The sequence below is a fragment of the Corynebacterium sp. KPL2825 genome (assembly GCF_037908445.1).
In the GTDB taxonomy this organism is placed as follows: Bacteria; Actinomycetota; Actinomycetes; order Mycobacteriales; family Mycobacteriaceae; genus Corynebacterium; species Corynebacterium kefirresidentii.
This window is the reverse complement of the sequence record NZ_JBBMGI010000002.1, coordinates 31,075-54,235: the sequence shown is the minus strand read 5'-3', so window position 1 is coordinate 54,235 and position 23,161 is coordinate 31,075. Positions and strand designations below refer to the sequence as shown.

General features: G+C 59.1%; 17 protein-coding genes. 8 read left to right on the top strand and 9 right to left on the bottom strand.

Going from position 1 to position 23,161, the window contains the following annotated elements:
• Positions 1-798 carry a hypothetical protein gene (locus WMQ00_RS01820; protein ID WP_340440611.1) on the bottom strand — a complete coding sequence of 266 codons (798 nt, stop codon included), beginning with the start codon at positions 796-798 and terminating at the stop codon, positions 1-3.
• 75 nt (positions 799-873) lie between these two features.
• On the opposite strand from WMQ00_RS01820, the gene hflX reads away from it, so the two are divergent.
• From hflX to WMQ00_RS01805, 3 genes are all read left to right on the top strand, one after another.
• Positions 874-2,367 (top strand): GTPase HflX, encoded by a 1,494-nt coding sequence (gene hflX / locus WMQ00_RS01815; RefSeq protein ID WP_023021372.1) that lies wholly within the window; start codon positions 874-876, stop codon positions 2,365-2,367.
• 30 nt (positions 2,368-2,397) lie between these two features.
• The gene (locus WMQ00_RS01810) at positions 2,398-3,678 is read left to right on the top strand and encodes a uracil-xanthine permease family protein (RefSeq protein ID WP_023021373.1); all 1,281 of its coding nucleotides are present in this window, start codon (positions 2,398-2,400) and stop codon (positions 3,676-3,678) included.
• Between the two features lie 131 nt (positions 3,679-3,809).
• Entirely contained in the window at positions 3,810-4,799 is a 990-nt protein-coding gene (locus WMQ00_RS01805; protein WP_023021374.1) for an HNH endonuclease signature motif containing protein, read from the top strand.
• Between the two features lie 68 nt (positions 4,800-4,867).
• Here the strand turns inward: WMQ00_RS01805 and WMQ00_RS01800 are convergent, their stop codons facing one another.
• The 3 genes from WMQ00_RS01800 to WMQ00_RS01790 are packed head-to-tail and all read right to left on the bottom strand — an operon-like array spanning position 4,868 to position 8,273.
• Positions 4,868-5,137 (bottom strand): HPr family phosphocarrier protein, encoded by a 270-nt coding sequence (locus tag WMQ00_RS01800; RefSeq protein WP_023021375.1) that lies wholly within the window; start codon positions 5,135-5,137, stop codon positions 4,868-4,870.
• A 54-nt stretch (positions 5,138-5,191) separates the two neighbouring features.
• Entirely contained in the window at positions 5,192-7,294 is a 2,103-nt protein-coding gene (locus WMQ00_RS01795) for a PTS fructose transporter subunit IIABC (RefSeq protein WP_340440610.1), read from the bottom strand.
• Between the two features lie 13 nt (positions 7,295-7,307).
• Positions 7,308-8,273, bottom strand: a complete 966-nt coding sequence (locus WMQ00_RS01790) for a 1-phosphofructokinase family hexose kinase (RefSeq protein WP_340440609.1) — start codon at positions 8,271-8,273, stop codon at positions 7,308-7,310.
• A gap of 194 nt (positions 8,274-8,467) precedes the next feature.
• Between WMQ00_RS01790 and ptsP the strand changes: the two genes are divergently transcribed.
• Positions 8,468-10,156 (top strand): phosphoenolpyruvate--protein phosphotransferase, encoded by a 1,689-nt coding sequence (gene ptsP / locus WMQ00_RS01785; protein WP_316359948.1) that lies wholly within the window; start codon positions 8,468-8,470, stop codon positions 10,154-10,156.
• A 21-nt stretch (positions 10,157-10,177) separates the two neighbouring features.
• Here the strand turns inward: ptsP and WMQ00_RS01780 are convergent, their stop codons facing one another.
• Both WMQ00_RS01780 and lexA read right to left on the bottom strand, forming a co-directional pair.
• Positions 10,178-10,960 carry a DeoR/GlpR family DNA-binding transcription regulator gene (locus WMQ00_RS01780; RefSeq protein ID WP_023021379.1) on the bottom strand — a complete coding sequence of 261 codons (783 nt, stop codon included), beginning with the start codon at positions 10,958-10,960 and terminating at the stop codon, positions 10,178-10,180.
• A 355-nt stretch (positions 10,961-11,315) separates the two neighbouring features.
• Positions 11,316-12,020 carry a transcriptional repressor LexA gene (lexA, locus tag WMQ00_RS01775; protein ID WP_023021380.1) on the bottom strand — a complete coding sequence of 235 codons (705 nt, stop codon included), beginning with the start codon at positions 12,018-12,020 and terminating at the stop codon, positions 11,316-11,318.
• A gap of 725 nt (positions 12,021-12,745) precedes the next feature.
• Between lexA and nrdR the strand changes: the two genes are divergently transcribed.
• The gene (gene nrdR / locus WMQ00_RS01770; RefSeq protein WP_049361220.1) at positions 12,746-13,204 is read left to right on the top strand and encodes a transcriptional regulator NrdR; all 459 of its coding nucleotides are present in this window, start codon (positions 12,746-12,748) and stop codon (positions 13,202-13,204) included.
• Here nrdR and hrpA read toward each other — a convergent pair.
• The gene (hrpA, locus tag WMQ00_RS01765; protein WP_340440608.1) at positions 13,201-17,088 is read right to left on the bottom strand and encodes an ATP-dependent RNA helicase HrpA; all 3,888 of its coding nucleotides are present in this window, start codon (positions 17,086-17,088) and stop codon (positions 13,201-13,203) included. The genes nrdR and hrpA overlap by 4 nt on opposite strands.
• 105 nt (positions 17,089-17,193) lie before the next feature.
• Here hrpA and WMQ00_RS01760 point away from each other — a divergent pair, with 105 nt between their 5' ends.
• Complete coding sequence (locus WMQ00_RS01760; protein ID WP_340440607.1) at positions 17,194-18,102, top strand: hypothetical protein; 909 nt, start codon at positions 17,194-17,196, stop codon at positions 18,100-18,102.
• Positions 18,103-18,190: 88 nt separating this feature from the next.
• On the opposite strand, the gene WMQ00_RS01755 is transcribed toward WMQ00_RS01760, so the two are convergent.
• Entirely contained in the window at positions 18,191-19,135 is a 945-nt protein-coding gene (locus tag WMQ00_RS01755) for a hydrogen peroxide-inducible genes activator (protein WP_200288966.1), read from the bottom strand.
• Between the two features lie 160 nt (positions 19,136-19,295).
• On the opposite strand from WMQ00_RS01755, the gene WMQ00_RS01750 reads away from it, so the two are divergent.
• Positions 19,296-19,889 (top strand): peroxiredoxin, encoded by a 594-nt coding sequence (locus WMQ00_RS01750; RefSeq protein WP_023021385.1) that lies wholly within the window; start codon positions 19,296-19,298, stop codon positions 19,887-19,889.
• 97 nt (positions 19,890-19,986) lie between these two features.
• A complete protein-coding gene (locus tag WMQ00_RS01745; protein WP_049361224.1) occupies positions 19,987-20,511 on the top strand; it encodes a carboxymuconolactone decarboxylase family protein in 525 nt (174 codons plus the stop codon).
• A gap of 88 nt (positions 20,512-20,599) precedes the next feature.
• Here the strand turns inward: WMQ00_RS01745 and WMQ00_RS01740 are convergent, their stop codons facing one another.
• Entirely contained in the window at positions 20,600-23,143 is a 2,544-nt protein-coding gene (locus WMQ00_RS01740; RefSeq protein WP_200288967.1) for a DEAD/DEAH box helicase, read from the bottom strand.
• Positions 23,144-23,161 lie beyond the last annotated feature (18 nt).

Sequence of the window (23,161 nt, the reverse complement as noted above, 5' to 3'; positions counted from 1 at the left end):
CTAATGGCCGCCGCAGCCGCAGCCACCGGAGCCACAACCGCAGCCAGCGCCATCGCCGCAACCGCCGCTGGGCAGCTCAATAGACGCCGTAAGCATCGCGGTACCGGCCACGATAGAGTCCTTCGCCGGCAGCTCGCCGGCTCCCACTGGCAGGCAGAGGTCGAAGGGGAATAGTCCATCCATGACGAGGTGAGCGAATTTCTCCCCGGTCAGCTCGTTGGTGCGCCACTCAGATTCCATGACGCGTGCGGCAAAGGAGGCGGCAGGGGTCGGGACCTTGGCACCGGAGCCGGAGGAAATAACCTTGGCCCCCGCGGATTCGAAGAGCGCGGGGAACTCGCCCTCGGCCGCCTCATAGGCAGCGGCGGAATCGTAGGTGCGCACATCCAGCCCTATGGCGGTTAGGGAAATTTGCTGCCACTGCTGCAAGGGTTCGTCGACAAGCAAAGGCCCCTGCGCCAGGTTTGCGGTGGCCTGGGCGATGGTGGTGCCGAAAGGATCGATGATTTCCAGCAGGGCCAGGACATCGTTGACCATCTCCACGTGGGCAAACCCTTGCGTGACGGCATCGAAGCCGATGAAGGTGGCAAAAGGCTCTACCGCGAGGATATTAAGCTGCGCGCCCGACGGATCGGTGAACTGAATGAGCTGGCCACCGCGCACCTCACCGGTAACGGCTAAGCGGTCGCTGGCGATGGCCGCCTCGACCGCATCCTGCCAGCGCTCGAAATTGAGGCCAATGGCCTGCATCTCGGTATTCTGCTTCACCCCAGTGTCCTTAACGTTCATGCCCGCCATTGTATCGCCTTGTCCACCCAGCTAAGAATCCGAAATTCCCGCTTTCGGCCGCAACATGCAAAAATGAAAGGTAGTATGACCGAATTTTCCCAGCATAATAACGACGATCTCCTCGCCCGCGCCTTTCGCGATAACGACGCCCCGGCCACGCCGGAGGCGACGCCCACCACCGGTGACCTCGATCTGGCAGAGCGCAATGCCTTCCGCCGCGTTACCCGTGAGACCACCATCCGCGCCGAGGACACTACCGATGGCTACGAGGTGGAGTACCGAAAGCTGCGCCTCGAGCGAGTCATTTTGGTCGGCGTGTGGACCGAAGGCACCGTGGCCGAAGTGGAAGCCACCATGGACGAGCTGGCCGCGCTAACCGAAACCGCCGGCGCCGAAGTAGTGGAGATGATTTACCAAAAGCGCGATAAGCCGGACTCCGGCACCTACATCGGCTCCGGCAAGGTGAAGGAATTGCGCGATATCGTCGAGGCCACCGGTGCCGATACCGTGGTCTGCGATGGTGAGCTTAACCCCGGCCAGCTCACCGCACTCGAGCGTGCGCTTAACACCAAGGTCATTGACCGCACCATGCTCATCCTTGACATCTTTGCCCAGCATGCGAAATCAAAAGAGGGTAAGGCCCAAGTCTCATTGGCGCAGTTGGAATACTTGTATACGCATACCCGTGGTTGGGGTGGCAACCTCTCGCGCCAGGCAGGCGGCCGCGCCGGTTCCAATGGCGGCGTGGGCCTGCGTGGTCCCGGTGAGACCAAAATTGAGACAGACCGTCGCCGCATCCGCACGGAGATGGCCCGCCTGCGCAAGGAACTGCGCGCCATGAAGACCGCACGTGAGGTCAAGCGTTCCAAGCGCCAACGCTCAACCATTGCACAGATAGCTATTGCGGGCTACACCAATGCCGGAAAGTCCTCCCTCATTAACGCCATGACCGGCGCCGGGGTATTGGTGGAAGACGCGCTCTTTGCCACATTGGACCCCACCACTCGCCGTGCCACGCTTGCCGACGGCCGCCAGGTCGTCTTCACCGATACCGTCGGCTTCGTCCGCCACCTGCCTACGCAGCTAGTGGAGGCCTTTAAATCCACCCTGGAAGAGGTACTAGCCGCCGATATTATGCTGCACGTGGTCGATGGCTCAGACCCGTTCCCACTAAAACAGATTGAGGCGGTCAATCAGGTCATCTATGACATCGTCTCTGAGACAGGGGAGCAGGCCCCGCCCGAAATTATCGTGATCAATAAGATCGACCAGGCCGATCCGCTGGTGCTTGCTGAGCTGCGCCACGTTCTTGACCATGAGGACGTCGTCTACGTATCTGCCCGTACCGGTGAGGGAATCGACGAGCTTACCGCGCGTGTGGAACTCTTCCTCAACTCCCGCGATAGTCACGTTAAGCTGCAGGTTCCCTTCACGCGCGGGGATGTGGTGGCACGCGTGCATGCCGAAGGCACGGTGCGCCACGAGGAGTATACGGCCGATGGCACGCTTGTCGACGTCCGCCTTCCCTCACCCACCGCCCGTGAGCTCGCTGAATTCATCGTGGAGGAAGTTTCCTAAACCAGCTCCGGTGATCCATAATTAAGGCTCGTGAGCTTAAAAGGTTGGACCGTCCACGGAGACGGTAAAAAGATTGCCCCAGGCGCGGTGGTGGCGCCGGAAGAACGACTCAGCTGGGGCCGCACCATCGGCATCGGTATGCAGCACGTGGTGGCCATGTTCGGAGCTACGCTTTTGGTTCCCACCTTGACCGGATTCCCCGTCAATACGACGCTGCTCTTTTCCGGCCTCGGCACAATTTTGTTCCTGCTTATCACGCGCAACCGGTTGCCGTCCTACCTCGGCTCCTCGTTCGCGTTCATCGCACCTCTTTCGGCGTCGCAGCAGTACGGCATCGCCGCGCAGGCCGGCTCCATTTTGGTTACTGGCCTTGTCCTTGCCGCGGTGGGCGTCGCCGTAAAGTTCGCCGGTCGCCGCGTGTTGGACGCCGTCATGCCACCGGCCGTAACCGGTGCGATTGTGGCACTTATCGGCCTGAACTTGGCGCCGAATGCGGCCGAGAACTTCGCCTCTCAGCCGCTCGTGGCGGCAGTGACGCTGCTGGTAATCCTGCTGGCCACCGTCGCCGGCCGCGGCATGGTCTCGCGCCTGTCCATTCTCCTCGGCGTGGTCGTGGGCTGGATTTTCGCCGCTCTCACCGGCAACCTCGGCGATGACGCAGTCGCGGCCATTGATGCCGCCCCGTGGGTGGGCCTGCCGCAATTCCACGCACCTTCCTTCAACGTCTCCGCCATTGCCGTCGCGCTTCCCGTGCTGGTGGTCCTCATCGCGGAAAACGTCGGCCATGTCAAGGCCGTTTCCGAGATGACAAAGCGCGATCTCGATGACTTGGCCGGTGACGCCCTTATCGCCGATGGCCTCGCATCTACCCTCGCTGGCGGCTTCGGCGGCTCTGGCACCACGACCTATGCTGAAAATATTGGAGTGATGGCCGCTACCCGGGTCTATTCCACCGCCGCGTACTGGGTAGCAGCATTTACCGCCATCCTTCTGGCTTTCGTGCCGAAGTTTGGCGCGCTGATTTTCACCATTCCTACCGGCGTTCTTGGTGGGGCCTGCATCGTGCTTTACGGGCTCATCGGCATGTTGGGTGTGCGCATTTGGATGGACAATAAGGTCAATTTCAATAACCCGGTTAACCTGACCGCGGCCGCAGTGGCGCTCATCGCGGGTATCGGCAACCTGACTCTCAGCGTTGGTGGGGTTTCCCTGGAAGGCATCGCGTGGGGTTCAGTGGGCATTATCGTCGCCTATCCGATCATGAAGAAGCTATACGATTCCGTCGGCGAAGGCCACGCCGCCAAGTACTAATTTTTCTGCTGTGGATAGTTGCCCGCCGCGCGCCCGCGGCGGGCTATGTTGTTGACGGGGCAACGCGGGTTATCCACACCGCTCTTGTGCCTGGCTCGCATGGGCTTGCGCAGGCTGTTTAACTCAGCGGCATGACCGCATTGGACGCATACTTAGACGCCATGAGCGCCGGAATGGATATCGTCGCCGCCGCTCAAGGGCTCAGTGATCGCGAGCTCATCGCGCAAGGTGCTTCCGACATTGCCGCGCGTGACCTGCTACGACTGTGCGATACTTACTTTGGCAAGTGCGGCTTTTCTGCCAAACAGCGAGCAGCGCGACAGACTACTCATTCCCTCGACGTGCTGCTGCTCATTGAAAAATACGCCCTGCGCTTGCCGACGCAGCGAGATGCCTGGACCCTACGCTGCGAACTGTGTGCCTTTCGTGGCAGTGCTACAGCACTAGAAAAGCGTGCTCGGGCCTTGGTCCGCGAGCTGCGCCCGCGCCGCACACCGGAAAAAGGCGTGCGCATTACCCGTCGTTCCGGCGGCCCGTGGTCGCTGACCATTACCGGGGATTCAGCCGATGTAGCAGATATGCACGCCGCATTGGATGCCAATAAGCCGCTGGAATCTGCCAAAGACCTCTTTTTCGGGAAAGCGAATGCAGCACGCACGACGGTAACGACACAGGTAGTGCTCACCCTCGATGAGCTCGACCGAATAGTCGACGGTGGGGGCGAAGAAATTACCCTGCAGTTGACCAATGGCGCTCAAATGACGGGAGCGGAGCTCGTGGCGCGGACACTAAGCGATCACGGCTATGTCACACTCGTTCACCCGCACGAGGGGCCGGTAAACCTCTATCGAACCTCGCGGCTAGCCAACGACAAGCAGCGGCTGATGGCGGCTGCGCTAAACCCGGTGTGCCCGTGGGAGAGCTGTAATTTTCCCGCGGATGAATGCCAGGTCCACCACCTGAAGGCGTGGAAGCACGGCGGTGAGACTAACGCTGCGAACCTCGCGACTTGTTGTCCCTACCATAATGGAGTCAATGACGATGCCCCCAATGCCCCACCTCGCAGAGGACGGCTGGCCCGGATAAACGGGCAGGTGAGCTGGGTGCCACCGTGGGGATAGGTGGCGTCGGCAAGCGAAAAGCTCCCCACCACACAGGCGGGGAGCTTTAAAGCGAACCGTTTTAGGGCTTAGGAAGCGTCTAGGTCCTTTTCGATGAGGGCAGCAATCTTTTCTACCGCTTCTTCGTTGTCGGAAGTAACAGTAACCTCATCGCCCTGTTCTGCGCCAAGAGCCATAATCATCAAAGAAGAGGCCGCATCGGTCTCATCTTCATCGTCATCGCCAACGAGGTTGAGGAAGATGTCTTCGTCGAACTCGCCAGCTGCGTCCGCGATAATGGAGGCGGGACGTGCGTGCAGGCCTACAGAGGAACCTACCTTTACAGTCTTGGAAGCCATGGAAAAGATCCTTTCTTATGGGGATTGTTGCAATCCAGTGTACGAGTGTTTGGTTTATGCCGCCACGTTCTGAGCAGCTTCTTCGACGGCTTTACTAGGCCAGAACTGCTTCATTGCCAGCACCGCTGCGGTCGAGACAACCACACCGGCCGCGATAGCGACGAGATAGCCCCAGAACGGGTCGATGGCGAAGAGGACGAACACACCGCCGTGTGGAGCTCGGGAGCCGACCGACAAGGCCATCGAAACCGCGCCTGTCACCGCGCCGCCGGCCATCATCGAAGGGATAACGCGGAAGGGGTCGGCCGCGGCGAACGGGATGGCACCCTCCGAGACGAAGGACAGGCCCAGCAACCAAGCGGACTTGCCGTTTTCCTGCTCGGCCGGAGTAAACAGCGACTTGCGGATGAACGTGGCCAGGGAGAGCGCAATCGGTGCAACCATGCCGGAGGCCATAACCGCGGCCATGATCTGCATGGAGGACTCGTCGCCGGTAGAAAGTCCGGCCGTAGCGAAGAGATAAGCCGCCTTATTGACAGGGCCGCCCAAATCAAAGCACATCATCAAGCCGAGGATGATTCCTAGGAGCACGGCCGAGGAACCGGACATCGACGAAAGCCAATCCTGCAGGCCATCCATGATGGCTGCCAGCGGTGCGCCCAGCAGTAGGTACATCGCAAGGCCGACGACGAGCGAGGTCAGTAGTGGGATGATGACAACTGGCATGAGCGAGCCCAGCCAGCGTGGTACCTTCCAATTGCCAATCCACAAAGCGACGAAGCCCGCCAGAAGACCAGTTACCAGGCCACCGATAAAACCAGCACCTAGGGTAATCGCGATCGCGCCGCCCGCGAAGCCTGGGGCGATGCCTGGACGGCCGGCGAGCGCGTAGGCGATATAACCGGAAAGAGCAGCAACGATAAAGCCCATCGCTGCTTGGCCAATGGCGAAAAGAACAGCGCCGAGATACAGCAAGAACCCGGAGCGCTCGAAATGCATAAGTTCGCCGTCCACGGTTACGTCATGACCAGGAAGATTGCCTAGTGAAAAGTCCGTCGACAGTGCCTGCCAACCGTTTGCCATATCGGCGCCGCCAAAAAGGAAGCCAAGGGCAAGCAGAAGACCACCGGCCGCGACGAATGGAACCATATAGGATACGCCGGTCATGATGGCCTGCTGGATGCGCTTGCCCCAACCGAGAGACTTTCCCTCTTCTTCTGCATCGGCCCGGGTAGCGGTGCCGGATACCCTGTGCGCGTGGGGGTTTCGGGCGGCGGCGATGGCCTCGTCGAGCATGGTGCCAGGCTCGTTGATGGCGCGCTTGACGCCAGACTCAATTACCGGTTTGCCAGCGAATCGCTCCCGGTCGCGTACGCCAACGTCCGTGGCGAAGATGACCGCATCGGCCGCATCGATGGTGGCTTGGGAGACGGACTCATTATTCGACGAACCTTGCGTTTCTACGGTCAGCGCTACGTCATCGCGTTCGGCCGCGGTCTGTGTGAGGGCGTCGGCCGCCATGTAGGTGTGGGCGATGCCGGTAGGGCAGGCGGTGATGGCCACGATGCGGGTGACGTTGTCCGAAGAATCCGCGGTAGTTGGGGTCGCCGAGGACGAGCCGTTGGGGGCGGCGGAGGAGCCTGTACCGGCGGCACCAGCGGCGGGGGCAGCCGACTCGGCGGCCGGTTTCTTCTTTGGCTTTTCTGCGTTGACTACATCCAAGACAAGGCGAACAATTTCTTCCTTGGTGGGGGCGCTGCGCAGTGCCTCGAGGAAGTCTTTTCGGACAAGGGCGCGGGCTAGCTTGGACAAAATCTTTAGGTGAGCCTTGCCGCCACCGGCCGGAGCGGCGATGAGGAAGACCAACTGGGCGTCTCCATCAGGACCGGAGAAATCTACACCGCGGCCTAGGCGGGCGAATGCGAGGGTTGGTTCGGTGACAGCCTCGGAACGGCAGTGCGGGATGGCAACACCGCCGGGTACGCCGGTGCCGGCTTTAGCCTCGCGGTCGATGGCGGGTTGGGCCAATCCGGCGACGTCGGTGGCTCGGCCGGTGTCGTGGACTAGCGCGGCTAGGTTGGTAATGACGGAGTCAACACTGTCGCCAAAGTCGGCGTCAAGGGCGACAAGTTCCGTAGTAATGAGTTCGGAAGCCATTTTGGGGCGCTCCTTAGGCTAGCGAGTTAACGGTGGTATTAGCGATATCTATTTCTTCAGGACGAGGAAATTGCGTGCCTTGCTTGGATGCAGCCGCGGTCCCGTAGGCCACGGATCGGGCAAGGCTTGCGGCCGGAGATTTACCAGCGGTGCGGCCGAGAAGGTATCCGGCGAGCGCTGCGTCTCCAGCACCTACGGTGGATTTCACGGTGGCTGGAGGGGGAGTGGCAGCCCATGCTCCTTCAGCCGTAACCAGTACGGCACCGGCGCCACCGAGGGTGACGAGCACTTCTGCGATGCCTCGCTTGACGACGTCGCGTGCCGCGCTAACCACTCCCGAATAGTCACCGCGGGCGGCTTGTGCTTCCAGCTCGCGGCCGTCGGTGCCGGTGAGTTGGCCGAGCTCTAGACCATTGGGCTTTATGAGATCGGGTGCCGAAGACTCGAGATTTTTCCCGATGGCCAGCATCGGAGCATCGGAGGTATCTACCGCGATGCGGGCCTGTGGTGCGGCCGCACGGATAGCGGAGATGAGCTCGCAATACCAATCGGTGTCCACGCCGCGCGGCAAGGAACCGGCTAGCACCACCCAGTCGGCCGCGAGGGCGCGGGCGGTGAGGGTGGAGGTAATGGCTTGGGCATCGGCGTCGGAAAGCACGGGGCCTGGGCCGTTGACCTTGGTGGTGGTGCCGTCGGGCTCGGTGATGGTGGTGTTGACGCGAATGGAGCCGTCCATAGCATTAGCCGAAGAAGGCAATCCGGCCGCGTGGATGAGATTCAGGAAGGAATCGGAGTCGTGGGACGGAAAAAGTGCCAGGGTTTGCTCGCCGGCTAGGTGCACGGCATGGGTGACGTTTACGCCCTTGCCGCCTGCAACCTGTGTGACCTCGCTGGCACGGTGGACATCACCGGAAGTTAAAGGCCCGCTGAGTACGAGGGTGGCGTCGATACTGGGATTGGGGGTCAGCGTGAGAATCAAGTTGTCCCTTTCGCAGGTTATATATTGGGGCCGAACGCCGCTGGAGAGAACCTTTGGGAATGGCCCGCCCTTAATGTTGATTCTTGTCCGAATGTGTCCGAAAGTCAACAGAAAACTGTGGTATACATTGCTTTTCTATCCGTTTTGTGGTGTTCTGGAAGTCAATAACCGCTATCTTCGAAGGAAGTACGCTCATGGAAAACGCGTCTGAGTCCACAATCAAAGGCACCGGTGTCGTTGCCGGAGTCGCCTACGCCGAAGCCGTGTGGGTCCGCCCTCGCCCGGCCCTGCCTACCGAGGGAAGCATTGACCCAGAGCAAGCGAGTGAATCCGAGTACAACCGCTTTCTTGCGGCCGTAGATACGGTTGCTAATCGATTGGAGAAGCGCGCGGCAGCCGCAGAGGGCCAAGCGGCCGAGGTTCTCACTGCAACCGCCGGTATGGTCAAAGACCGTGGCTGGCACAAAACAGTGCGCAAGAATATCCGCACCGGTAGGAATGCGGAATTTGCCACTGTTGGCGCGACTGACAAGTTTGTCACCATGTTCGAAGCCGCTGGTGGTGTGATGGCCGAGCGCACGACCGACTTGAAGGACGTACGCGACCGCGTCATCGCTGAGCTACGTGGTGAGGATGAGCCAGGCCTCCCTTTGGTAGATGGCGAGGCCGTCTTGTTTGCAGATGATTTGGCCCCGGCCGATACCGCAACGCTAGATACCAAACACATTAAAGCCCTTGTTACGGAGCTCGGTGGCCCCACTAGCCATACGGCCATCATCGCGCGCCAATTGGACATTCCGTGCATCGTGGCGGTGGGCGCTTCGCTTGGCGACATTGAAAGCGGCACGCTGGTATTTGTCGATGGCGCAGTAGGAACCGTGACTTGTGGTGCTGATGCGGAGACCTCCACCAAGGCCGTCGCTGAATACCGTGAGCGTGCAGCACGCGTTGCTCAGTGGCGCGGACCAGCTAAGACCAAGGACGGTCACAGCGTGCAGCTGCTGGCAAATGTTGCTGATGGCAATGCCGCCCGCATCGCTTCGGAGTCTCAGGCAGAAGGCATCGGCCTGTATCGCACGGAGTTGTCCTTCCTTTCGGCCAGCGAAGAGCCCAGCGTGGAGGAACAAGCAAAGATCTACGGAAAGGTTTTCAAGGCCTTCCCCGAATCCAAGGTTGTTGTGCGCACATTGGACGCAGGCTCCGATAAGCCAATTTCTTATGCCACGCTAAGGTCTGAGGAAAACCCGGCATTGGGCGTTCGCGGTCTGCGTATCGCGCGCGATAATGAAGCTTTGCTGACCCGCCAGCTTGATGCAATTGCGCAGGCTGCCGAAGCCCGTGATGATAAAGCCTCTACGTGGGTGATGGCTCCCATGGTTGCCACTTCTACCGAAGCGCAGTGGTTTGCCAACTTGTGTCGTGAACGCGGCCTGACTGCTGGCGCTATGATTGAGGTTCCCGCCGCAGCGCTTATGGCGGATAAAATCATGCCGCACCTCGACTTCGTATCCATCGGCACCAATGACCTGACTCAGTACACGATGGCTGCAGACCGTCTGTCCCCGCAGTTGGCCTACCTGACCGACCCGTGGCAGCCGGCCGTGCTGCGACTTATCCAGCACACCTGCATTGTGGGCCAGGCCAATAACGTTGCGGTAGGCGTATGCGGAGAAGCAGCGGCCGACCCCATGCTGGCCTGCGTGCTTACGGGCTTGGGCGTGAATTCGCTGTCCGCAGCGTCTACTGCAGTAGCAGGCGTAGGCGCACAGTTGGCAGAAATTACCTTGGAACAGTGCCAACAGCTCGCTGAGGTGGCATTGGATGCGGAAAGCCCTGATGCCGCCCGTACTGCAGTGGTAGAAACCATGGCATCCTTCGCCTAGCTTGAGGCGAAGGAGCGGGATTTATTCGCTGGCGAGTACGACTTCAATTTCGTGCTCGCGCAGCGCCTCCACAAAGGAATCGGGGGCTGCGGCGTCAGTGATGACGACATCGATATCAGCGGCGGGGGCGAAGCTTACCAAGTAGTCATTGCCCAGTTTGCTGGAATCGCACATCACTACGACCTTGTGGGCGTTGGTGACAAAGGCAGACTTGATGGCTGCTTCTTGGGGATCGGCCGTGGAAAGCCCGTGATCCAGGGTCAGGGCATTGGTTCCGATGAAGGCGACGTCGGCGCGCATGAGCGCTAGCGTGCGCAGGGCGGTGTCGCCGACGACAGCTTGGGTGATCGCGCGAACCGTGCCGCCAAGCAGCTGGACGTCCGGTACTCCGCTGCCTGCTAAGGACAAGGCGATGGGCAGACTATTGGAGACGATGTTGAACTGGCCTTGGGGGTATTGCTGTCCTATCAGCTCAGCAAATGCATTAATCGTAGTTCCCGCGTCGAGGAAAATGCTGCCGCCGCCGTGGGGAAGAAAATCCAGCGCAGCTCGGGCGATGGCGGCTTTCGCGCCGGAGGCGGAACGCTGCCGGGTGTCTAGGGTAAGTTCCGCAGTTTGAAAGGACTGGGATGCTACCGCGCCGCCATGCACGCGATGGACGACGCCCTCTCTATCCAGCACCGCTAGATCGCGTCGAATGGTTTCGGCCGTGACTTCGAAGCGCTCGGATAGCTCAGTGACGTTGACGCGACCTTCAACGGCGGTGAGAGACGCTATCTGGCGGCGCCGCTCTTCTGCGTACATTATTCCTCCTTGGACTTAAGCACACCGCGGGGAGTAGCGGGGGTAAAAATTCCCGGATTTTGTGGATAGGAAAGTCCCGCGATGTTGTTTTTCTTAGTCCATTGTCTCAAAAATCGGGAATAACCGGACTAAAGCAAAAATTTGCACAGCTATCACCGCGCTACGAAGTACGAAAATAGCTGGTCAGGGCAAAAAGTGGGAAAGTGGGATTTTCGTCTCCTTTGCTGTCTGGGTCCAAAATGGCGCCAAAATGGGGGTGGCTGGCGGAGAGGCTATATTAATGAGAAATGCGCACAAATAAGCCCCGCACGGCCTGGGGCGGCCGTTGCGGGGCGGAGTGATGCTGGGTGAGTGTTTAAAGTTTGCGGAACACGGATACAACCTTGCCCATAATTTCTGCATCATCGCCATTAATGGGCGAGTAAGCATCGTTGTGGGGAAGTAGCCATACGCCCGAGGAATCGCGGTGGAATTCCTTAACGGTGGCCTCGGAACCGTCCAGCAGCGCTGCGACAAATTCGCCTTCCTCAGCAACTGACTGGGAGCGAATAATCACCCAGTCACCGTCGAGAATCCCTGCATCCTTCATTGAATCGCCGACTACCTGCAGCATATATAGGTCGCCGCTGCCGACAACCTCGTCAGGCATGGGGAAGTACGTGTCGACGTTTTCCTCAGCGGTAATGGGTGCTCCCGCAGCGATGCGACCGACCACAGGAATATAAGACACAGCGCCTGCGTCCTCGGGAACCTGCTGTTCGGGCTTAGCGGGCTTGCGGCCAGGCTTCTTGGTGCCTTCGTCTGTGTTGAGATGGCGAACATCTACGGCACGCGGCTTATTTGGGTCGCGCCGGAGAAATCCCTTTTCTTCCAATTGCTTCAGCTGATAGGCAACTGAGGATGTGGACTGCAGGCCTGCTGCATCGCCGATTTCGCGAATGCTTGGTGGGTAGCCACGCAGCATGACGGCGTCACTAATGACATTGAGGATTCGTCGTTGGCGGTCGGATAGGGATGCGTAATCGGTCTTCTCGGCGGACTTTTTTGGCTTGCGGCCCATTGCTGGCTCCTACGTAGGGTCGGGTGACTTCGTTGTCGGTCTATTAGTGGGCGGATTTAGAGTGCCACAAGTCATTTGTAGCACGAAAAGTACAGATGTTCGAGATTTGTGTCCACGGGTGGACAAGTATTCGAAGCGGTGCTATAAATCGAACGTACCAACTAAATCGAACATTATGTCGACTGTTTCAAATTAAGTGTCCAGTGGGATGCCTATGGTGAGTTCGGTCGTCGAAAGGAAAAACATGTCTCTACTTATTAATTCTCGAAATGACCTGGCAAAGCGTAATTCTGCAGGCGCTCTAGTGGTTTCTCCCGCATCTGTATGGGACGTGGATCGATATGCCCCTCGCGCGGCGCGAGGGAGCGGTGATTCGCGGTATGTTCGAACTCTCCGCGTAGAAGATCGAACGACACATCGTTCGAATCGAGTGAAATCTGGCGGGGGCGACGGTCTTTCACAGAGAGCTCAACGTAGCGCGGTGAAGTCGAACACAGGTAACTACGTTTTAGGTGGCGTGTTTGGAATCGCGGTCTTTTTGGGCACGCTCCTAGGCGGATTGGCAGGGGCGGAAGGAAGTAGTGCACCGCAACCGCCGACCTCAGACATTCAACAGGTCGAGGCTGCTGTAGTGCATTAGTGAGGCGGTGGCCTTATGCTCGGTAGTTGGGCGGACTGCTGGGCGAGTAAACTACTGGGGTAACAACGTCAGTGAAAGGACCTCTGTGTATTGCCCCTTCTGCCATAATGAGCAATCCCGTGTCATTGACTCCCGCGTCGTCGATGCTGGAGCGTCGATTCGGCGCCGGCGTGAGTGTGCTTCGTGTAAGGGGCGTTTTACCACGGTCGAAAAGGCCGTGTTGTTGGTGGTCAAGCGGAACGGACTCGCGGAACCTTTTAGTCGAGATAAACTGATTCGCGGCGTACGGCGCGCCTGTCAGGGGCGAGATGTGGGTGACGATGCCCTGAAAAAACTGGCGCAAGAAGTGGAAGAGACCGTACGCGGGCATGGTTCCTCTCAGGTCAACGCGAATGAGATTGGCCTGGCCATCTTGGAACCGCTTCGCGATCTTGATGAGGTGGCTTATCTGCGCTTTGCCTCGGTCTACAAGTCCTTTGAAAGCGCTGATGATTTCGAATCTGAAATTCGTCTCATGCGTAGGCGCGACCGAGAGGATTTCTAGCGCAGTTTGTCAACGGCCTTCTGGATGCGGCGGAGCGACACGGCGTGAGCTGTGCCGAGGCGTTGGGCGAATAGTGAAACGCGAAGTTCCTCCACCATCCAGCGAATGTCCTTGACTTCGCGCGTCTTTTCGCGGCCAGGTGGTAGGCTGCGCAGCCGGTTGGCTAGGTAGGCCTTGGCGTTATCGACCTCGGCCTGGCGGTCCGCGTCGCGGTCAGGGTCAAGGTTCATGTCCTCTAAGCGAATGCGCATGGCTTGGATATAGCGCGGTAGATGACGCAGGTGGGACATGCCATGGATTGTGATGGCATTACGGGGTAGGAGGAACTCCAATTGCTCTCGCATGTCATCGATGGCCGCACCGTCCCAGTGGGCGAGTTCGGCTTGCAGGTTGGAATACTCGGCGAGTCCTGGGGCGATAGCCACCACCGCTTGACGCACACGGCCCGGAACCTGGGGCTTGATGGTGTCTTTGAGCTTCTGGAAAGCGGAAGGAGTGCGGACGGGTCCGCCGGCCTCTAGCATCAGGTCGCGTATGGCAGCGACGCGGGCGTCGTTGACCAGGCCATCGGCGCCGCCGTGGGGATAGGAGTCGGCGGCGACGCGTTGTTGCAGCGGCAGGCCCTTGACCATTTGCGCAGTATTGACTGCAATGTCGCGCATAAGCAGGGTAAGGGTGGTGGTAACCATAGCGGCATCGGCTGCGGCCTTGGTGGGATGTACCTTGAGTTCAACGCCGTCCTTTGTGGCGACGAGGGCGGGGTAAGCCGTGACTTCGTGGCCGTCGACGTTGGTGGTAACCGTGTCATCGATGGCACCTAGAGTATCGTCGGTCCACTCGCTGACAGCGGTGGACTCAGCGGTGCGAGAGACACGGGACACAGAGGATTTGATATGCCCGGACTGGCGGCGGATAAGCGCTGCGAGGTCGCGGTCGGAGTCGACGATCTTGCCGCGCTTGTCGATGGCACCGTAGTTCATCCTCAGGTGCATCGGCAGCTTGCCGGGCTGGAAATCGGTGGCGTTGATGCCTTGGCCGCCGAGTTCATGGAGGACGTCGGCAAGCTGCTGGGTGATGGTGCCTTCATAAGGGACGAGGCGGTCGATGGCGCGCTCAGCGAATTCGGGTGCGGGAACAACAGTGCGGCGCAGGGCCTTGGGCAGGCTGCGGATGAGTTCGGTTACGAGCTCGAGACGCAGGCCAGGGACGAGCCAATCGAAGCCTTCGGTATCTAAGCCGGCGAGCATGGGGATGGGCACCATCACGGTAACGCCATCGAGTGGATCGCCGGGTTCAAATTTATAGGTTAGTTCGTAGTCGATGGAACCCTTTCTCCAGTGGTCGGGGAAGGATTCTTCGGTGACCTCGTGGGAGTCATCGATGAGCTTTGCCGGATCGAAATCCAGCAATTCAGGGTTGCGACGGCGTTCTTTTTTCCACCACGAGTCGAAATGACGGCCGGTTGTTACCTTTGCTGGGATGCGCTGGTCATAAAAGTCGAAGAGGGTGTCTTCGTCTACGATGAGGCCGCGGCGGCGGGCTTTTTCTTCGTATGCGGCGGCGTCGTCAAGCGCTTGGGCATTGGTTTTGAAGAAGGCGTGGTGGGTATTCCAGTCGCCGGCAACGAGCGCGTTGCGGATGAACATATCGCGCGCGGCGGTGGGATCGACGCGGTGGTAGGGCACGGTGCGGTCGGCCACAATGGGTACACCGTAGAGTGTGGACTTCTGGTGAGCGATGGCGGCGGCGCGTTTGCGGGACCAGGTGGGCTCGGAATAGTTGTGCTTGAGCAGGTCTGCGCCCAGCTTTTCTACCCAGGCGGGATCGATGGTGGCGACGTCGCGTGCCCAGAGGCGGGAAGTTTCCACCAGCTCGGCGGCCATGAGGAACTCCGGCGGCTTTTTGGCCAAGGCGGAGCCAGGAAATACCAGGAATCGGGTGTTGCGCGCGCCTTGGAATTCTTTGGAGTTGCCATCGCGGGCGCCGATATTGGATAGCAAGCCTGACAGGAGTGACATGTGGATATCATCGGCGCGGCGCTCGGTACCTTCCTGGTATGTCCAGCCCAGCTGCTTGGCGACGTCCTTGAGCTGGCGCACCAGGTCAAACCACTCGCGAATGCGCATGTAATGGAGAAACTCCTGCTTCATGCGTTTGCGGAATTTATTGCCGGATTGCTCGTTGCGGGTTTGTTTAATGTAATCCCAGAGCTTAAGCATGGACAAGAAATCCGAGGACTTGTCCTTGAAGCGGGCGTGGGCTTGGTCGGCCTGGGCCTGGAAATCAAGGGGGCGTTCGCGAACGTCCTGGATGGTCATGGCGGCGACGATGACCATGACATCATCGAGGCATCCGTTGGTATTGGCCTCAATGAGCATGCGTGCCATACGGGGATCTAGCGGGATGCGCGCTAGGTCGCGGCCAGTGGCGGTCAGCGTGGGCTTATCCTGCTTGTCGTGGAGAGCGCCGAGCTCGTGCAGGAGGTTAAGGCCATCGCGGATGGCCTTGTGCTCGGGCGGTTGGATGAACGGGAATTGTTCGATGTCGCCTAGCTTGAGCGAGACCATCTGCAAGATGACGCTGGCGAGGTTGGTGCGCAGAATTTCTGGGTCGGTGAATTCGGAGCGGCTTTCAAAGTCCTGTTCGCTATAGAGGCGAATGGCGATGCCATCGGCAACGCGGCCGCAGCGGCCGGAGCGCTGGTTGGCGGAGGCCTGCGAGATAGGCTCGATAGGCAGGCGCTGGACTTTGGTGCGCGTGGAATAGCGCGAGATACGGGCGGTGCCGGTATCAACCACATAGCGGATGCCGGGCACAGTAAGCGAGGTTTCTGCAATATTCGTGGCCAGCACGATGCGGCGGCCACGGTGTTCGCTGAAAACGCGATGCTGTTCTTGATTAGATAAGCGGCCAAAGAGGGGAGTGACCTCGACGTTTTTCCACTTCTTGCCTTCGATGGCCTCCATGGCATCGCGGATATCGCGTTCGCCAGGGAAGAAGCAAAGGATATCGCCGTCGCCTTCGTGCATCAGCTCTTCGATTGCCTCGGTCAAACCGTCGAGCGGGTCTTGGTCCACCACCTTTCCGCCGGCCTCGAACTCGAGGGGCCGGTAACGGATTTCTACCGGGTAGGTGCGGCCGGAGACCTCGATAATGGGGGCAGGGTTTCCGTCGGCGTCGGCAAAATGGGCAGCGAAGCTTTCCGGATCGATGGTTGCGGAGGTAATGATGACCTTGAGATCGGGGCGCTTGGGCAAAAGACGCTTGAGATAGCCCAATAAAAAGTCGATGTTGAGGGAGCGCTCGTGGGCCTCATCGATGATGATGGTGTCGTACTTGTTGAGGAAGCGGTCACGCTGCATCTCGGCGAGTAGGATGCCATCGGTCATGAGTTTCACCGCGGTGGTCTCAGAGACGCGATCATCAAAGCGGATGGCGTAGCCGACGGATTCGCCAATCTTTTGGTCCAGTTCTGAGGCGATGCGTTCGGCCACGGTGCGTGCTGCAATGCGGCGTGGCTGGGTATGTCCGATTAGTCCGCGGCGGCCGCGGCCCAGATCAAGACAGATTTTTGGGATCTGTGTGGTCTTACCGGAGCCGGTCTCGCCGGCAATGATGACTACCTGGTTATCCCGGATGGCCTCGGCAATGTCGTCTCTACGGGCTGTGACGGGGAGGGCGTCGGGGTAGGTGATGGTGGGGACGGCGGCGTCGGTAAGCGCGACGCGCTCAGCCGCAGCGTGGATTTCAGCGCCGATTTCTTGGAGCGCTTTCGGGGCACGGGCCTTTTTCAGGCGGCGGCGGAAGGAGCGGGCTTCGGCCAAGGTGACATTTTCGAGTGCGGCGAAAAGCTCGTCGCGGGAAGGGGTTTCATTCATAGTCATGACTAGGCACAGAGTTTACCTGCCCGCCTGAAATGAGGAAAAGTTGTTAAAGTGAAAATACTTATCCATGCACTGATTCGCATTCCTTAAGGAGGAACCCCGGTTATGACGAACCCGTATTCGGGTGGAAATGATGATTTTCCGCGCTACGAACCGACCGATCACCCCGAGGACCGACCAAACTACGGACAGCTTCCGTCCTATGGCGGAAGCCATGAAGAAAACACCCAGGGCTATGTGGGCTACCAAGCAGGCCAGCGCCCATATACCGGCAAGGTCTCTGCCGTAGACGTCGTTTCTTGGGCGTTTAGGACCGTCTTTAGCAATTGGAAGCTGTGGATTTTGGGATCTCTAGCGCTTTTTGCGCTAGGCATTGTTTTTGTTGTTATTGCAGCTGGCATCAATGCGGCGGGCGACTCCGGCGCGGGTCAGGCAACCGCAGGCTCTTTGGTCTCTCAACTCATTTCGACTGTCCTAAGCCTTGTTTTGTCGCTGGTAGTTATGCGCCTGGCGCTTTTCCAGATTGATGACTCTCGCACCGGTTGGGGCTACCTGTTTAAGAACGTGCGTTGGTGGCAGCCGCTGGTCATCATGCTCGTCATCGGGGCGGTGTCGATGTTCATTGTATTCTCTGTAGTAGGTGGAACCGTCACTGGGCTGCTTGGTGACGCCGAGAATCTCACGGAGGAAGAAGCAGTTGCGGCAGTATTAAGCGTCATGGGCATCATGGGCGTACTTTTGGTGATTAGTTTCTTTATTCAACCACTTTTCTCACTGATGCAGTGGTTTGCGGCTGACGGCGATGGCGTTGGCGAAGCAGTAAAGAATGGCTTTAAGGCAGGCAAGGACAACTATGGCCAGATGTTGCTGCTTGCCATTTTGAACTTTTTCATCATTGTTGCCGGCTTCTTGCTTTTGGGCATCGGCCTTATCGTGGCGTATCCGGTTACGCTCTTGGCACAGGCGCACATGTTCCGCCAGTGCGCGGGGCGCAATACTCTCCCGCAGGCGTAGCGCACCACAGTTAAAGGCCACCGTTCCAGTTAGGGGCGGTGGCCTTTGGTGTGCTTGGCGACGCCCCCGTGGGGCTTGCCGTGAACGATTACTGCCGGGAGCGCTCAATCGCCTTGTTATAGGCGGCGGTGATGAGCGTGCCGAATTCGCGGAATTCCTCGGCGCGGGCAGCGGAGGAGCGGAATACGAGGCCGACCTCGCGTTCGGCTGTGACGTCGGGGGCGAAGTGGGCTACGGCTACATCCTTGCCGTGGCATTCGGTTGCCAGGGCGGATTCTGGGACGAGGGTGCAGCCCAGCCCGCCCATGACCAGCTGCATGATGGTGGTCAGGGAGGAGGCGCGGGTGACCGAATTGGTGGCCTCGGCCGGGTTGATATTGGCGTGGCGGCAAAGGTCGACTACCTGGTCGCGCAAGCAGTGGCCGTCGTCAAGCAGCAGCAAATCCAGGTCCTTGAGTTCCGCAAGCTCGACGTCCTCACGGCCGGCGATGGGGTGATCGGGCGGGCAGACAATGGAGAATTTCTCGGTGTAGAGCGGGCTATCGACCATGCCGGTGGCCTCGGAAGGAAGGGCCATGATGGCTAGGTCCAGGTTGCCGTTGCGCAGGCGGGTGATGAGGTGTTGGGTTTGCTCCTCGACGAAGCGCGGCTGGAGATCCGGGTAGGCCTCGGCAAGCATGGAGAGCAGATCGGGGAGGATGTAGGGGGCGATGGTGGGGATAACGCCGATCGTTAGTGGGCCGGCAAGGGTGCCGTTGGCGCCGCGAGCGTGGGCGAGGAAGGTATCGGCTGCTTCAAGCGTTGCCTTGGCGTAGGGGAGGAGGGTCTCACCAGCCGAGGTGACGATGACCTTGCGGGTGGAGCGCTCAATAAGCTGCAGGCCCAAGCCCTGCTCGAGGGCAACGAGGCCCTGGGAGAGGGAGGGCTGGGAAATTTCGAGCTTGGCGGCTGCGGTACCAAAGTGCTTGTTTTCCGCAACGGTGACGAAGGTACGCAGCTGAGCAAGTGTAGGGCGATACTCTTTATTATGCATGCCTATCACTCTAACACTCACCTATAGGATTTGCTATTGACGCGAGCCGAAAAGATGGTATAACTGATCGTGTTGGGCCGGACACGGTCCGGCCCCGCTGCTTGTACGCCAAGCGGCAGGAAACTTAGAGGAAAAGCCTTTGCTAAAGGAGTTGAAGACTATGCCTATTTTGACCGTCGGCGAGAAGTTCCCAGAGTTCAACCTCACTGCCCTGACCGGTGGCGATCTGCACGACGTCAACGCTAACCAGCCGGAGGACTACTTCGAGCAGGTATCCCTGGACAAGTACGAGGGCAAGTGGAAGGTCGTCTTCTTCTACCCGAAGGACTTCACCTTCGTCTGCCCGACCGAGATCGCTGCCTTTGGCAAGCTGGACGAGGAGTTCCAGGACCGCGATACCCAGATCCTCGGCGGCTCCACCGATAACGAGTTCGCTCACTTCAACTGGCGCGCAACCCACCCGGAGCTGAAGGAAGTTCCATTCCCAATGTTCTCTGACGTGCGCCACGACCTCATCCGCGCACTGGGCGTAGAAAACGCTGATGGTGTTGCTGACCGCGCTACCTTCATCATCGACCCGGATGGTGTTATCCAGTTCGTCTCCGTTACCCCGGATGCTGTCGGCCGAAACGTAGACGAGGTTCTGCGCGTGCTCGACGCCCTGCAGTCCGAAGAGGTCTGCGCTTGCAACTGGGAGAAGAACGACCCCACCAAGAACATCAACAAGATGGACGTCGTTCAGTCCGCGCTCTAAATCTCACTGAGATGCAGGTTAACCCCGCTTTCGTGGCGGGGTTTCCTTTTAAATCCAGCGCAGTAAATTCCTATCAAAACCTAAAAGGAGAAAAGCTATGTCTATTGATAATCTGAAGTCTGCACTGCCGGAGTACGCCAAGGACCAGAAGCTCAACCTCGGTGCGCTGACCCGTTCCAAGGACTTGGACGAAGAGCAGCTGTGGGGCTGCCTGCTGGCATCGGCCGCAGCAACCCGCAATGACACCGTGCTGGCAGAAATCGCTGAGGAAGCAAAAGAGCACCTCTCCGAGGAGGCTATCGAGGCAGCCTACGGCGCAGCCACCGTCATGGCGATGAATAACGTTGCTTACCGCGCCAAGGGCTGGTTGGGCGATGACTACGCACAGGTAAAGTTTGGCCTGCGCATGAACATCATCTCCAAGCCAGGCGTGGACAAGGCCAACTTCGAGCTGTGGAATACCGCAGTCTCCGCCATCAATGGCTGCGAGCACTGCCTGGGTGCTCACGCTCACGAGCTCAACGAGGCTGGTCTGAGCAAGGAGCAGGTCTGGGAGGCCGTCAAGGTCGCTGCCGTGGTTCAGGCTGTGGCACAGGCTGTCCAGATTGAGGCCGCACGCTAAAATAGCCGGCCTTTAGCCGCCCTCGCGCTTGCCGACGTCCCCCTCACTCGGGGCGTGGCAGCTAGGGCGGCTTTGTCGTTTTGGCTGGCTAGTACTCCACGCGCAGGTCCGACAGTCGGACTTCGCCAGCCTCATCGGAGGCATCGAGATCTACCGTAGCGACGAACTGGTAGGCGTGGTCGCCGTCTGGGTCCTTGATGATCTGGCGCACGGACCACGCACGCGAGTCAGTATCGCCTAGGCGGAAAAACTCCGGGCCGCGGGCCTCGGGGCCGGAATCGATGTCATCATACTCATCGAAGTAATCATCTAGGATAGCGCCGAAGCCCGGCACCTCGTCCAGGTAATCGAGCAGCTCCGCCAAGCGGTCTTCTTTTTCTAGCGCGAAAAGCTGCACCAAACGGAACATGTAATTGCGCACCATAATGGTAAAGGCGCGGCGATTGGCCGTAAGAGCGGTGGGGTCCTCCACGCCGAAGGCAAGCTCGCGGTCCACAGTGTCTTGGTCGATGGGGGAGTCTTCGCCGGCCATCTGCGCCCATTCGTCGACAAGCGAGGAATCCACCTGGCGGATAAGCTCACCCAGCCAGATGACGATGTCCTCGAGCTCCGGGGTGTTGTACTCATCGGGGATGGATTGCTTGAGGGTACGCCAGGCATCGGTCAAGTAACGCAAAATCACGCCCTCGGAGCGGGCTAAGCCGTAGGTGGCCACCAAGTCCGAGAAGGTCATTGCATTTTCGAGCATGTCCCGGACTACGGACTTGGGGCGCAACTCAAATTCCTTGACCCAGGCATTAGTCTCCGCAAAAGTATCGTAGGCCTGCTCCAAAAGCTCCTCGAGCGGTTTGGGCCAGGTGATATCCTCCACGATATTCATACGATCGGTGTAGTCCACTCCATCCGCCTTCAGCGCGGCAATTTCCTCGCCACGGCGCTGTTTCTGCTGGGCGATGAGCACCTGACGCGGGTCATCCAGGATGGACTCGAATACGGAAATAACGTCCAAGTTATAAGTGTCCGCCTCCGGATCCAGCAGCGAGAGCGCGGCTAGGGCGAATGGTCCCAGCGGTTGGTTAAGCGCGAAATCGCGGGGGAGTTCTCGCACCAAATGATAGGGTCGGCCGTAGATATCCAAGCCCTTGGTGGATTTTTGCACTACGCCAGAATCCACCAGCCCGCGGAAAAGGTCGAGGGCTGTGAGAATGTCCTTATTCTGCTTGCTGCGATTATCGTGATTGTCCCGCAGCAGATGGCGCATGTGTTCATAGCCGTTGCCATGCCGCGCCAATACATTAAGCAGCATCGAGTTAGAGACGCGGAATTGAGACGTCAGCTGCTCAGGCTCAGCCTCAGTAAGGCGCGCAAAGGTCTTTTCGGACCACGAAACCTCGCCCTCTCGAGCGGACTTTTTCTTTAGCTTCTTCAAGCGCTTGGGGTCATCACCGATGCGGCGGCGTTCCTTAGCGTTTTCGATCTCGTGCTCGGGGGCCTCGACCACCACGGTGCCCTCGGTGTCATAGCCGGCGCGGCCGGCACGCCCAGCAATCTGGTGAAATTCGCGCGATTTCAAAATGCGCTGGCGCTGTCCATCGAACTTAGCCAGCCCCGTCATGAGTACGGTACGGATAGGCACGTTAATGCCCACGCCCAAGGTATCGGTGCCGCAGATAACCTTGAGCAGGCCCTTTTGTGCCAAACGCTCTACTAGGCGGCGGTACTTGGGCAGCATACCCGCGTGGTGGATGCCAATACCCTTGCGCAGCAACTTAGATAGATCCTTGCCAAAGGCAGTGGTGAAACGGAAGCCGCCGATTTCCTGGGCAATGGCCTCTTTTTCTTCTTTGGTGATTATCCCCGAAAGCGAGGTGAGCGCCTGGGCGCGCTCGGCGGCCTCCCGCTGGGAAAAGTGCACTACGTAGATGGGGGCCTTCTTATCGGCCAAGAGCTCTTCGATGGTCTCGTGTACCGCACTAAAGACATAGGAAAAATCCAGCGGCACGGGGCGCGTGGTACCAGCAACCAGGTCGGTAGCGCGGCCGGTACGACGGCTAAGGTCTTCTTCCAACCATGTGGTATCGCCCAGGGTGGCGGACATAAGCAAGAACTGCGCGTTGGACAATTCCAGCAGCGGCACCTGCCAGGCCCAGCCGCGGTCCGGTTCGGAGTAGTAGTGGAACTCGTCCATCACCACCTGGTCGATATTGGCCTCGGCGCCATCGCGAAGCGCAATATTAGCCACAATCTCAGCCGTAGCGGCGATTATGGGGGCATTGCCGTTGACGGTGGCGTCACCAGTCATCATGCCCACATTTTCCGCGCCAAAGATATCGCAGAGAGCAAAGAACTTCTCACTTACTAGAGCCTTGATGGGTGCCGTATAAAAACTGCGCTGGCCACGGGCCAAGGCGATAAAGTGTGCGGCATTGGCCACCATGGACTTTCCGGAGCCAGTCGGGGTAGCGAGGATGACATTATCGCCGGCCAAGATCCCCAGCGAGGCCTCCTCCTGCGCTGGATACAAATTAATGCCCCGGCCGGTGGTCCACGAGGTAAAGGTATCCCAGATTGCCTCATCTACGAGGGACTCGGGCACTTCCGATAAATCTGGCAGCAGCTGAGATAAGTTCACCCCCACCACCTTAGCGGT